Annotated in this window: 12 protein-coding genes; 10 read left to right on the top strand and 2 right to left on the bottom strand. The window is 62.0% G+C overall.

The window, feature by feature from the left end:
* Positions 1-71: 71 nt before the first annotated feature.
* Entirely contained in the window at positions 72-980 is a 909-nt protein-coding gene (locus tag ACH2DW_RS07910; RefSeq protein WP_394929190.1) for a hypothetical protein, read from the bottom strand.
* Positions 981-1,099: 119 nt separating this feature from the next.
* Complete coding sequence (locus ACH2DW_RS07905; protein ID WP_394929189.1) at positions 1,100-1,396, bottom strand: hypothetical protein; 297 nt, start codon at positions 1,394-1,396, stop codon at positions 1,100-1,102.
* 22 nt (positions 1,397-1,418) lie between these two features.
* On the opposite strand from ACH2DW_RS07905, the gene ACH2DW_RS07900 reads away from it, so the two are divergent.
* The 10 genes from ACH2DW_RS07900 to ACH2DW_RS07855 all read left to right on the top strand — a co-directional run bounded on the left by ACH2DW_RS07900 (position 1,419) and on the right by ACH2DW_RS07855 (position 13,104).
* On the top strand, positions 1,419-4,223 hold the full coding sequence (locus ACH2DW_RS07900; protein ID WP_394929188.1) for a DEAD/DEAH box helicase: 2,805 nt from the start codon (positions 1,419-1,421) through the stop codon (positions 4,221-4,223).
* A gap of 374 nt (positions 4,224-4,597) precedes the next feature.
* Positions 4,598-5,440: a nitrilase-related carbon-nitrogen hydrolase gene (locus tag ACH2DW_RS07895; protein ID WP_394929187.1), complete on the top strand. Its 843-nt coding sequence runs from the start codon at positions 4,598-4,600 to the stop codon at positions 5,438-5,440.
* Between the two features lie 13 nt (positions 5,441-5,453).
* Positions 5,454-6,869: a dihydropyrimidinase gene (gene hydA / locus ACH2DW_RS07890; protein ID WP_394929186.1), complete on the top strand. Its 1,416-nt coding sequence runs from the start codon at positions 5,454-5,456 to the stop codon at positions 6,867-6,869.
* Positions 6,870-6,894: 25 nt separating this feature from the next.
* The gene (locus ACH2DW_RS07885; RefSeq protein ID WP_394929185.1) at positions 6,895-7,917 is read left to right on the top strand and encodes a TIGR03842 family LLM class F420-dependent oxidoreductase; all 1,023 of its coding nucleotides are present in this window, start codon (positions 6,895-6,897) and stop codon (positions 7,915-7,917) included.
* Positions 7,914-8,768, top strand: coding sequence for an ABC transporter permease (locus ACH2DW_RS07880; protein WP_394929184.1), 855 nt, complete (start codon positions 7,914-7,916; stop codon positions 8,766-8,768). Before ACH2DW_RS07885 ends, ACH2DW_RS07880 begins: the two co-directional genes overlap by 4 nt.
* On the top strand, positions 8,765-9,571 hold the full coding sequence (locus tag ACH2DW_RS07875) for an ABC transporter ATP-binding protein (protein ID WP_394929183.1): 807 nt from the start codon (positions 8,765-8,767) through the stop codon (positions 9,569-9,571). The genes ACH2DW_RS07880 and ACH2DW_RS07875 overlap by 4 nt, the downstream gene beginning before the upstream one ends.
* Entirely contained in the window at positions 9,568-10,347 is a 780-nt protein-coding gene (locus ACH2DW_RS07870; RefSeq protein WP_394929182.1) for an ABC transporter permease, read from the top strand. The genes ACH2DW_RS07875 and ACH2DW_RS07870 overlap by 4 nt, the downstream gene beginning before the upstream one ends.
* Before the next feature lie 32 nt (positions 10,348-10,379).
* Positions 10,380-11,570: an ABC transporter substrate-binding protein gene (locus ACH2DW_RS07865; protein WP_394929181.1), complete on the top strand. Its 1,191-nt coding sequence runs from the start codon at positions 10,380-10,382 to the stop codon at positions 11,568-11,570.
* A gap of 59 nt (positions 11,571-11,629) precedes the next feature.
* Positions 11,630-12,322, top strand: a complete 693-nt coding sequence (locus ACH2DW_RS07860) for a dienelactone hydrolase family protein (RefSeq protein WP_394929180.1) — start codon at positions 11,630-11,632, stop codon at positions 12,320-12,322.
* Positions 12,323-12,396: 74 nt separating this feature from the next.
* The gene (locus ACH2DW_RS07855; RefSeq protein ID WP_394929179.1) at positions 12,397-13,104 is read left to right on the top strand and encodes a hypothetical protein; all 708 of its coding nucleotides are present in this window, start codon (positions 12,397-12,399) and stop codon (positions 13,102-13,104) included.
* Positions 13,105-13,116: the final 12 nt, after the last annotated feature.

Raw genomic sequence — 13,116 nt, 5'->3', positions numbered from 1 at the left:
CACCTCACCTCACCTGACATCCGCCAGCCCCAGCCAGCTTCGTTTGCGTCGGGATTATTGCGGACTGGTCCTCAAGAAGTCGGACACAAACGAGATGTCAGGCGGCGGCGGAGGTCTCGCACCACTGTCTGTGGTGTCTCGAACACATCGGCGTACGTGTGCTCGTACACCAACCGCCCCATTTCAATCAGCTCGCTTCGACGCTGGGCGTCCTTGCGGCGTTCCGAGGGGCTCGAGTGGCCGTGTTGACCACTGACTTCGACGACGACGTCGGCGCCAAACAAGAAGTCGACCCGTGCGACAAATCGACTTCCGTGACGGTGGATGACCTGCGTCGCGGGGCGCGGGAGGCCCGCTTCGCGGACGATCTGCAAGAAGCGGCGCTCGAGCGGCGAGTGCCCACCGCTGTCGACAACGAGGTCCTCGATGAGCCGGCATCCCCACCGGCCCGAGCCCCGAAGCGTTTCCAGCCGGTGTGCCAACACGGTTGGTGAGGACAGTCCCAGACGAACAGCGCTGTCGATCGCCGCCTCGATCCGTGGGCGTGTTCGTCGGGCATGTGCAAGATCGATGATCGTTCGCGTCGCCGAGGTGGCCCGAAAACCGTCGCTGCTCACGCGATCGATCGGTGGCAGCCACTTGGTCGTGTGGACCTGAAACGGAATCATGGGCTGTCGCCCGCCGCGGACCACGGTGAACTCAACAGCGGTCCGATCGGAGCGGTCGAGGCGATGAAGCGCTGCCGCGGCCTCGTAGCTCACCACGCTCTCGTTGCCGAGAGCCAGCAGACCGAGCACCAGGCGGTGTTCATGCGTTACGGGAGCGCCGCGGACCCGATAGACGCCAGGTGCAGCCTTGAGGAGTGGACCTCCGTCGATCAGGCGGCGGCGCTCCCACGGTGTGGCGCAGCAATCATCGATCTGTCGGTTTGTGACCAATCCATGTTGTATTTCGGCGAGACGTTCGAGCGTGCTGTCCATGCCTGTGCAGTGGGCGGTCTTCTCGCGTTTCCGGAGCGAACGCGTCCACATCACGTTTGTGTTGGGATTTCTGCGGACCGGTCCGCAGAAATCCCAACACAAACGGCGAGGCAGCGCGGTCAGAGCTTGCGGTGGCGAGGCGAGGTGCCGGTGAAGTCTTCGATGATTGCTTCGGCTTCGGCTTTGCGGTCTTCGGTGACGAAGATCCGGGCCATCGCTTCGCGGTTGTAAACGCCCATATTCAGATTGAAGTCCTCGGTCCAGACCGCCGGGACGCCCTCGTCCTTCAGCAGTTCGGTGAGCATCGGGCCCTGCCAAACCGGGACCCAGCCGGCCTCGACGGTCTTGTCGGGATTCGGTGGTTTGGGTAGGTGCTTCCCGAACACCCAGTTCCAGGCGCTGCGAAACGTCGGCATGTGTGCAGACTATGGGCACCTCATGAGTGACCTACCACCCATCCTGCAGCATTTGCCGCCTGCGCCCGACGAGTCGGCGTTGCTCGATGGCTTTACCAATTGGACAGTCGAGCAGGGCATCGAGATGTACCCGGCGCAGGAGGAAGCCGCATTCGAACTGATCGCAGGCAGCAACGTGATCCTCAATACGCCGACCGGGTCGGGTAAGTCACTCGTCGCGGTCGCTGCTCACTTCGTCGGTCTTGGGCGCGATCAACGCAGCGTGTACACCGCCCCCATCAAGGCATTGGTCAGCGAGAAGTTCTTCGAGCTGTGCCGGCAGTTCGGGCCGGAGCGTGTCGGGATGATCACCGGCGACGGATCGATCAACCCCGACGCGCCGATCATCTGCTGCACCGCTGAAATCCTCGCGAACTGGGCGTTGCGCGACGGTGACCGCACGGGCGTCGACATCGTGATCGCAGACGAGTTCCACTTCTACGCCGACCCACAACGCGGCTGGGCCTGGCAGTTACCGATCCTCGAACTTCCGCACTGTCAGTTTCTGCTGATGTCGGCGACGCTCGGCAACACGCGATTCTTCGAAGAGGAATTATCCCGGCGAACCGGTCGAGATACGGCGCTGGTCAAGTCGACGCAGCGACCGGTGCCGCTGCACTTCGAGTATCGAACGTCGACACTGCATCAATCGATCGAAGCGCTCCTTGAGTCCGGCAGAGCACCGATCTATCTCGTGCACTTCACGCAGCGCGAGGCAACCGAGGCGGCGCAGAGTTACCTGAGCCTCGACCCGCTGAGCAAGGATGAGAAGCAACAGGTCAAGGAGTTGATCGGCGGATTCCGATTTGATTCGCCGTTCGGCAAGGGCTTGCGACGTTTTCTCGTCGGAGGAGTGGGGGTGCACCACGCCGGCCTTCTCCCGAAGTATCGACTCCTCGTCGAGCGGTTGGCGCAGGCGGGGCTCCTCAAGATCATCTGCGGTACTGACACACTCGGTGTCGGCGTCAACGTGCCGATTCGGTCGGTGTTGTTCACCCAGCTCTGCAAGTACGACGGCACCAGCACGCGGCTCCTGCGCGTGCGCGAGTTCCAGCAGATCGCCGGGCGGGCGGGTAGACGCGGCTTTGACGACAGCGGTGATGTGTGGGCCCAAGCGCCCGAGCACGTCGTGATGAATCAGCAGATGCTGCAAAAGGCAGCGGAGGACGCGAAGAAGAAAAAGAAGCTCGTCAAGAAGAAGGCGCCCGATCGTGGCTACGCCCACTGGGACGAAGGCACGTTCACCAGGCTGGTCGAAGGTGACCCTGAGCCGTTGACGTCGAGCTTCGCGGTCAATCACCAGATGGTGATGAGCCTGCTCGATCGACCGGGCGATGGCTGCCGCGCCGTCCGCTCGTTGATGACCGACAACCACGAATCGCGCAAGCAGCAGCGCCACCACATCCGTCGGTCCATCTCGATCTATCGTTCGCTTGTCGATGCCGGTCTCCTCGAGTTCCCCGATGAACCCGACGAGTACGGCCGACGAGTACGTGTCGACTTCGATCTGCAGGACGAGTTCGCGTTGCATCAACCGCTGTCGCTGTGGGCGCTCGATGCAATTGAACATCTCGACCGCGAGTTCGAAGTGGAAGAACGGTCACACGAGCAACGCCACGAGCGACGCGAGCGAGAACGTGAGAAAGTTGTCGATCAGGAAACGCCGGCAAACGACAATCCGTTCGCAGCCCTGTCCGGCCTGGTCCTGGATGTCGCCACCGAGGCGGACGGGACTGACGAGATGGACGGGGCGGAGACAGACGAAAACGACGCGTCTGTCGGTTTCGAACCGGTCGAGGAACGGACAGGACTGACCGAGGTGGAACCAGTCGAGGAGGAGTCGACGATGCGCCTCGTCGAGGCTGAGACAAAGGGCGAGGTGCAGCGGGCGATCGCAGTACTGACCATCGTCGAGGCCGTGCAGGAGAGCCCGGGGGTGGTGATCAACGCTCAGCTGCGCAAGGCCAAGGATGAGTTGATGGCCGAGATGAAGTCGTCTGGCGTCGAGTATGAGGAGCGGATGGAACGTCTGGGCAAGGTCGAGCCACCGCGGCCGATGAAGGACTGGATGTACTCGGACTTCAACGAGTTCCGCACCAGGCACCCCTGGGTCGGGGGGAACACCGTGAAGCCAAAGTCGATTGCCAGAGACATGTTTGAACGGTCGATGACGTTCGGTGAATACACGGGCCACTATGGGCTCAAACAGAGTGAAGGTGTGCTCTTGCGGTACCTGTCGGACGTGTACAAGGGCATGACCCAAAACGTTCCTGCCGACGCGATGAACGATGAGCTCGATGAGATAGCGCACTGGCTTGGCACGCTCGTCCGCCAGGTTGACTCGAGCTTGTTGGATGAGTGGGAACGACTGCAGAACCCCGACGAGCACGGAGAAGTTGACGGGGAGGTGCGTCCGCCGTCAGAAGAGACCCACGGCGAGGTCACGATCACTACCGATGCTCGGGCGTTCCGCACGCTGGTTCGCAACGCAGCATTCCGTTGGGTCGAGCAACTGGCGCGCCACGAACGTCCGAGAGGGTCAGTCGAGGGTCTGAACGCTCGCGAATTGATGGCGCCCTACTGGGACGAGTACGACGCGATCGAAATCGATGGCGATGCTCGGAACTCGAGCCGTTTCGACTTCGACGCGGCGGCGGGAAGGGTCAGTCAGACCATTCACGACCCCGAGGGGCACGACGAGTGGCGAGTGCTCGGAGACGTCAATCTTGAGGCCTCGCGAGAGGAGGATCGACTTGTCATCGCGCTCACCGGCATCGAACGCCGCTGATCGCTACAGCTGAGAGACCGGCCAGCAATTGCCGCTCTCGAGTGACTTAAGTGCGTGACCTGAGGTCGCGATGCGGGCGCACAGCTGCTCGGAACCAACGGCACCGCCGTCGCCGACCGGCTCGATCTCGCGAATGCTGATCCGGCAACGGTCATTCCCGCAGCGCAGCAGGCGTTGGTCAAATGGCAGCGCAAGGCCGAGAGTCCGCTGAGCTCAACGGATCTGACGATCGCTGCTCGAGTGCTGGTACGGACCTGTGAGGGGATCCTCAACGACGCCACTCAGGGCGTCTGATTCCTCCCGCAACACAGACTTCACACGGCGCCTCGCCCTTGACCATTGCCCGGTGCCTGACATGTCGTTAGTGTCCGGACATGGCAAATATCGTGAAAGCCGCACTCCTCCAGACTGACTGGACCGGCGATAAGGAGTCGATGATCGTCAAGCACGAGGAAGCGGCGCGCGAGGCAGCCGCGCAGGGTGCCCAGATCATCTGTTTCCAGGAGCTCTTCTACGGCCCGTACTTCTGCCAAGTGCAGGACGCTGAGTACTACGAGTACACCGAGTACATCCCTGACGGGCCGACCACCAAGCGCTTCCAGGCGCTCGCCAAGGAACTCAACATGGTGATGGTCCTGCCGATGTATGAGATCGAACAACCCGGCGTGTACTACAACACCGCAGCGGTGATTGATGCCGATGGCACCTACCTCGGCAAGTACCGCAAGCAGCACATCCCGCAGGTCAAGGGCTTCTGGGAGAAGTTCTATTTCAAGCCAGGCAACGGCGGGTACCCAATCTTCGACACCGCCGTCGGCAAGGTCGGTGTGTACATCTGTTACGACCGCCACTTCCCAGAGGGGTGGAGAGCGCTCGGGCTGAACGGCGCAGAAATCGTCTTCAACCCGTCAGCGACCCACCGTGGTCTGAGTGAGTACCTCTGGTCGATCGAACAGCCGGCAGCAGCCGTGGCAAACATGTACTACGTCGGAGCGATCAACCGGGTGGGCATTGAGCCGCTGGGTGAGAACGATTTCTACGGACAGAGCTATTTCATCGGGCCGCGCGGCGAGTATGTCGGCGACAAGGGAAGCCCGCACGATCCTGAACTCATCGTCCGTGAATTCGACCTGGACCTCATCCGCGAGGTCCGCGACGGCTGGCAGTTCTACCGCGACCGTCGTCCCGAGGCGTATGGCGAATTGGTGGAAGGCTGAGAGGGGTCTGACAGTGGCGACCACACTGATTTCTGGCGGCACCGTCGTCTCGGCGATCGGTCGGCGCGAAGCCGATGTGTTGATCGACGGCGAATCGATCGCTGCGATACTCGCTCCGGGGCACGCTGCGGCATACGGCATCACACCTGACGTTGTGATCGACGCAACCGGGAAATACGTCGTGCCTGGCGGCGTCGACGCCCACGTCCATATGTCGTTGCCGTTCGGTGGCACGGTGTCCGCCGACGACTTCGATACGGGCTCGCGAGCTGCGGCGTGGGGCGGTGTCACCACGATCATCGACTTCGCGTCTCAGACGGTCGGGCTCGATGTACGCGAGGCCCTCGCGGCGCGACACGTGGAAGCCGCTGGCGAATGCCACGTCGACTACGCCTTCCACCAGATCATTGGTGACGTGAACGAGGAATCGCTCGAGGCAATGACGCACCTCGTCGAGAACGAAGGCGTCACGAGCTTCAAAATGTTCATGGCCTACCCGGGTGTCTTCTACTCCGACGATGGCAAGATCCTGCGGGCGATGCAGAACGCATCGGAATCGGGTGCTTTGATGATGATGCACGCCGAGAACGGGATTGCGATCGACGTGCTGGTCGCCCAGTCGCTCGCCCGTGGTGACAGCGACCCGAAATATCACTCGTATACCCGGCCTGAGGAGCTCGAGTCGGAGGCGACCCACCGTGCGATCAAGCTCGCTCGTGTCGCCGGCAACGTTCCGCTCTACATCGTGCACATGTCGGCGTCCGAGGCACTCGAAGAGGTGTCGCGCGCTCAGCACATGGGCCTCAACGTGTTTGCTGAGACCTGCCCGCAATACCTCTACTTGTCGATCGAGGACCACCTCGCTCAGCCAGGGTTCGAAGGGGCGAAATGGGTGTGTTCGACGCCGCTGCGCTCGAAGCATGAACACCACCAGAAGGATCTGTGGAAGGGCCTGCGGATGAACGAGTTGGCCGTGGTGTCCACCGACCACTGCCCGTTCTGCATGAAGGATCAGAAGGAACTCGGTCTCGGGGACTTCTCGAAGATCCCGAACGGCATGGGCGGCGTGGAGCACCGGATGGAAATGATCTACCAGGGTGTGGTGATGGGGGAGATGACCCTCGAACGCTGGGTCGAGACCTGCTGCACCACCCCGGCGCGCATGTTTGGCCTTGAGAAGAAGGGTGTGCTCGAGCCCGGCGCTGACGCAGACGTTCTCGTGTGGGATCCGAACACCAAGACCAAGATCGGTATCAACGACAAACACCATATGGCGATGGATCACTCGTCCTACGAGGGCTTCGAAGTCGACGGCAAGGTCGACACGGTGATTTCACGTGGCCGCGTCGTCGTGGCGAACGACACCTACCTTGGAGCCAAGGGCCACGGCCAGTTTGTCAAGCGCAGCCTCAACCAGTACATCCACTGAACATCCACTGAATCGGGATCACAACATGGACATCGGAGTCGTACTGCAGACCACACCACCAGCGGCGCGCGTGATCGATTTAGCCAAACGTGCTGAGACATACGGCTTCAGCCATGTCTGGACCTTCGACTCGCACATCCTGTGGGAGGAGCCGTACGTCATCTACTCCCAGATCCTCAACGAGACGCGCAATATCGTTGTCGGGCCGATGGTCACGAACCCGGCGACGCGCGACTGGACCGTGACGGCATCGACCTACGCGACGCTCAATGAGATGTACGGCAATCGCACGGTCTGCGGCATCGGTCGGGGCGATTCTGCGGTCCGTGTCACCAACGGCAAGCCGACGACTCTGGCCACAATGCGTGACTCGATCAACGTGATCCGCGAACTCGGCTGCGGTCGCAGCGTCGACTACAACGGCTCCACGATCACACTGCCGTGGGCGGCCAAGAGCGAGCTCGAAGTGTGGGGTGCCGGCTACGGGCCCAAAGCGCTGAAGATGATCGGCGAGACCTGCGATGGTTTCATTCTCCAGCTGGCGGACCTGTCGATCACCGAGTGGATGATCAACGCCGTCCGGACTGCGGCGAGCGATGCGGGGCGGAACCCGGACGACATCACGATGTGCATCGCTGCGCCCGCCTACGTCGGGCCGACCGAAGACCTGCCATACATGCGCGATCAGTGCCGATGGTTCGGAGGGATGGTCGGCAACCACGTGGCCGACATCGTGACTCGCTATGGCGATGCTGCCCCGGTGCCACAGGCATTGACCGACTACATCAAGGGTCGCCAGGAGTACGACTACAACGAACATGGCCAGTCGGGCAACACCCACACCACGTTCGTCCCCGATGAAATCGTCGATCGCTTCTGCATCCTCGGACCCATCGAGGCGCAGATGGAGAAGCTCAACGCCTTGAAGGCGCTCGGCGTCGACCAGTTCGCGGTCTATCTCCAGCACGATGGCAAGGACCACACGCTGCAGCAGTACGGCGAGCACGTCATTCCAGCGCTGCGTGAACAGGCCGTGGCTCGTCAGTGATCCGGCAGGCTGCGCGGCGATCGGCGCTGTTCGTCGTTGCGCTCGCCGCAGTCGCCGCGACATGGGAGCTGTACAAGGTTGTCGGCCCCGAGACGGGCGGCGAGGTCTTCGGCTGGGCGATCCTGCCGAAGTCGAACGATCGGGTGATGCCACATACATGGGAGATGATCGCCGAGTTCTTCGATCCCGAGACTCGTGGCACGCCGCTCGTGTGGCAGGCCGTACTCGGTTACGCATGGTTCACGTTCCGGCTTGCGTTGTTCGGTCTCTTCGTTGGCACGGTCGTCGGTGTCGGACTGGCGATTCTCATGGCGCGCTTCCGGGTCGTGGAGCGCGGTCTGTTGCCCTATGTCATCGCGTCCCAGACTGTGCCGTTGATCGCCCTCGCGCCGCAGATCGCCACGATCGCCGGTAACTGGGGCCTCCCACGATGGGCGTGGGTGTCAATCCTCGGCGCGTTTCTCGCGTTCTTCCCCATCAGCATCGCGATGCTCAAGGGCCTGAGTTCGGCCCCTGCCGCCTCAGTCGAGTTGATGGACAGTTACGCCGCGAGTTGGTGGACGACATTGGTCAAGCTGCGGCTCCCGGCATCGATGGGCTATCTCGTGCCCGGCATGAAGCTGGCAGCGACGGCATCGGTGATCGGTGTGATCGTGTCCGAGATTTCGACGGGCCTCGCCGGTGGAATCGGCAGGGCGACGTTGCAGTATGCGGCAAAGGCGACCAGTGAACCGGCACAGGTGTACACAGCGCTCATCGGCGCAGGCGCGCTCGGCCTTTTGCTGTATGGATTCGTCGTTGCCATGGAATTCGCGCTCATGCGGAACCGACCACAGGAGGCCACAGGATGACTGAGCATGCGGTGGCAATCAACGGAGCGTCGATGGTGTTCAATCCGGGGAGCGTCGGCCAGTTGGAGGCGCTGCGCGACATCGATCTCGACATCGCGGCAGGCGACTTCGTGTCTCTCATTGGTCCGTCCGGTTGTGGGAAGTCGACGTTGCTCCGGCTGATTGCCAACCTGCTGTCGCCGACTGCGGGCGATGTGTTGGTGAACGGCAAATCAGCGGCACAGGCCAGGGTCGATCAGGACTACGGCATGGCGTTCCAGCAGTCTGGATTATTCGACTGGCGCTCGGTTCGCAAGAACATCGAACTGCCGCTGGAACTGAAGGGCTGGGACAAGAAGCGTCGAGCGGAACGGTCCGCCGAAATGTTGGAATTGGTGCAGCTCTCCGAGTTCGGTGACCATCGGCCGTGGGAATTGTCCGGAGGCATGCAACAGAGGATTGCGATCGCCCGAGCACTCGCCTCGCATCCACCGCTGCTGCTGATGGACGAGCCGTTCGGTGCACTCGACGAGATGACCCGTGAGCACATGCAGTCTGAACTGCTCAGAATCTGTGCCGCTGCCGACACGACGGTGGTGTTCGTGACTCACTCGATACCCGAGGCGGTGTACTTGTCGAATCGTGTGGTGGTGATGTCGCCACGCCCAGGCCAGATCACCGACGTGATCGACGTGGATCTCGGTGCGGCACGAGACGACGACACGCGCGAGGACGAGACGTTCTACAAGAAGATCACCGAAGTACGTGAGGCCCTGCGTGGCGCCGAGCTCGGCGACACCGCCCGGGGGGTCGACGACCGATGAGGCGTGCGCCTTCACTCCTGGCGATCTGGCCACCACTCGTGTTCGGGGTGGTCTTCCTCGCCGTGTGGGAAACGATCGTCGCGGTGTACGACATCAAGAAGTTCCTGCTCCCTGCCCCCACAGCGATCGCATCGGCGTTCGCGGACAATCTCGAGAATGTCTGGGAAGCGGTACTTGTCACCGGCGCCAACGCGCTCGTCGGGTTCGTACTCGGTGTGTTGCTCGGGATCGCCGTCAGCTTCGTGCTCATGCGCTTCAGCGTGTTGAACGAACTCACCACCCCGCTCGCAGTCGCGATCAACGCGGTACCGATCGTGATCATCGTTCCGGTCCTCAACAACATGTATCCGGCCGGGTCGCAGGTTCCGCGCAGGGTCATGGTCGTCCTGATCGTCTTCTTCGTCGTCCTCGTCAACGTCGCGAAGGGGCTGCGCCAAGTGAGCGGCACGCATATGGAACTCATGCGGTCATATGCGGCATCTCCGCGCGAGATCCTCGTCAAGACGCGCATCCCGAACGCGATCCCGTATCTCTTTACGGCCATGAAGATCGCTGCGCCTCTCTCGGTGATCACCGCGTTTGTTGCCGAGTACTTTGGCGGGACCCAGACGGGATTGGGTTCCGCGATCACGTCGAATGCGTCAACATCGAAGAACGACGTGATGTGGGCTTACGTTTTGGGCGCCTGCCTGCTCGGGTTGTCGTTCTACGTGGCATCGATCTGGTTGGAAAAGGCAACGACAAGGCAACACCGCCGAAATCCAGCCATGACATGATGAAGACCAACTACTCCTAGGGGGAGAACACCATGAAGAAACATCCAGCCAAACTGTTGACGGCCTGCGTCGTCGGCCTCGCGCTCGTCGCCGCGTCCTGCGGCAGCGACGACGAACCCGCCGCTGACACGGCCGCACCGGAACCCGCTGCCACGGAACCTGCAACGGCCGACCCGGCCGCGTGTGAGACGACCGATGACGTCAGCATGCAGCTGCAGTGGTTCACCCAGGCTCAGTTCGCGGGCTACTACGCCGCTCAGGACATGGGGTACTACGAGGACATGTGCCTCAACGTCACCATCGTCGAGGGTGGATTCGATATCACGCCACAGGTGCAACTGGCCAACGGCGATGTCGACTTCGCCACAGCATGGGTGTCGAAGTCCCTCGCGACACGCGAAGCGGGCGCGAACATTGTCAACATCGCTCAGGTGTTCCAACGTTCGGGCACGCTGCAAGTGAGCTTCGCCGACTCAGGCATCACCTCACCCGCTGATTTCGCGGGCAAGAAGATCGGCAACTGGGGATTCGGCAACGAGTTCGAGATCTTCGCGGCGCTCGGCAAGGAAGGCCTGGACCCTGCGACCGATGTGGAACTCATCGGGCAGCAGTTCGACATGGTCGCATTGCTCGAAGGCGAGATCGACGCGGCCGAGGCGATGACGTACAACGAGTATGCACAAGTCCTCGAAGCGGAGAATCCGGACACCGGCGAGCTGTACACGCCGGACGACTTCAACGTGATCAGCTACGAAGAAGTCGGCGTCGGCATGCTCCAGGACGCGATTTGGGCTGACGGCGACAGGCTTGCCAACGACCCCGCCTACAAGGACCAGGCCACTCGCTTCGTCGCCGCGTCGTTGGAAGGCTGGACGTTCTGCCGCGACAACATCGAGGCGTGCCGCGACATTGTGCTCGCACAGGGTTCCACGCTCGGCGCGAGCCATCAGCTGTGGCAGATGAACGAAGTCAACAAGCTGATCTGGCCGTCGCCGAACGGCGTCGGCTTCATCGACCAGGTGGCCTGGGATCAGACCGTGGAGACCAGCCTGAGCACACCAAACCTCGAAGGTTCGACGGTGCTCACCGCACCGCCGACCGACGGAGCGTTCACCAACGAGATCGTCGAGGCGGCATGGGCCCTGCTCGGCGATATGGATCTGGACCTGTTCGGACCGGACTATGCGCCGACCGAGGTGACGCTGAACGCCGGAGGCAACTGACGCGACGCGGTCAGTCTGTGCCCGGCGCAGACTGACCGCAGTTGGTCTACGGTTGGGGCATGGCTGAAATCGTCGAATTCGCAAGCAACGGCAACAACGCACGCGGGTACCTCGCGGTGCCCGAATCGGGCAGCGGCCCCGGCATCATCGTGGTGCAGGAGTGGTGGGGTCTGGACTCGGGCATCAAGGAAATGGCCGACCGGCTGGCGACGGCTGGCTTCGTCGCCCTCGCTCCCGATTTGTACCATGGCGAGCTTGCTGAGCACACGGAGATGGACAAAGCCGCCGAGCTGATGAACTCGCTTCCCGCGGATCGTGCGGCGCGCGACATGAGCGGTGCGGTCGACTATCTCGCCGATCACGAGTCCACCACTGGCGATGGCATCGGTGTCATGGGGTTCTGTATGGGTGGATTGCTCACGTTCGTACTCGCTGCGCTCCGGCCCGACAAGATCAAAGCAGCGGTGCCGTTCTACGGCTTTCCGCAAGGTGATGACCAGCCGGACTATTCCAAGATCGAAGCTGCCATCCAAGGTCACATGGCAGAAAACGACGACTTCTTCCCGCCTTCCGCCGCGATGCATCTTCACGATGAGCTCCAAGCACTCGGCAAGAACGCCTCGATCACGGTGCACGAAGGCTCAGGCCACGCGTTCATGGCTCCGCACAATGCCCTGGGCACGCAGGACGCCGAACTCTCGGCGAAGATCTGGCCGGGGGCAACGGCCTTTCTGCACGAGCACCTTGGCTGATTGACGGCTGATTGACGGCTGATTGACGGCTGATTGACGGCACGCCTCTGCGGCTGCCCACTACCGTTGATCCCATGATCATCAGACGTCACACTTCTGCACGATCGCGTCTCGCCGCTGGCGCCGCAGCCATCGCGCTCGTTGCGAGCGCGTGCGGTGGCGATAGCAGTGGCGGAGGTACAGCGGCGTCGTGGTGCGATTTCGTCACCGAGTCCGATGTCGTCGATGAGATCTTCGATTCGCTCGGTGTCGACCCTGCCGAGACCGAGAGCGGATTGAAAAGGGTCGAAGAGTTCGTGAAACGGCTACCGAACGAGGCGCCACCAGAGATCGCCGAGGATGCCACGACGATCGCAGACGGAGCGCAACTGTTGATTGACGCATTTGCCTCCGCCGACTTCGACATCGCCGATGCTGACCTGTCCTTCATGTCTGACTCCGAGTTGGAGGCGAATCTCGATGCCGCTGGCGAGCGAATTGATGTTTATACGCAGAGCGAGTGCGGGCGCCCGTTCGGCGAGGATGACTCAGCTGGCAGTGACCCTGACCCGAGCGAAGATGGCGGCAGCGACAGTGATTTCGACCCGGCGGGTGGCACCTTGCGCGACCAACTCATCGCACAATTCGAATCGATTGGTCTGACCAACGAGGAGTCAAGCTGCATTGCAGCCAACCTCGACTTCTCGGATCCGGCCGTCCAGAGCGGCGATGTCGCTGCAATGCTTGACGTGTTCGGGGAGTGTGGCATCGGCCTGGATCGACTCGCCGAACTCGGCAGCTGACAGGCGGCCGCC

The organism is uncultured Ilumatobacter sp. (assembly GCF_963980585.1).
In the GTDB taxonomy this organism is placed as follows: domain Bacteria; phylum Actinomycetota; class Acidimicrobiia; order Acidimicrobiales; family Ilumatobacteraceae; genus Ilumatobacter_A.
The sequence above is the reverse complement of the archived record's forward strand: the minus strand, read 5'-3'. Positions and strand labels throughout refer to the sequence as shown.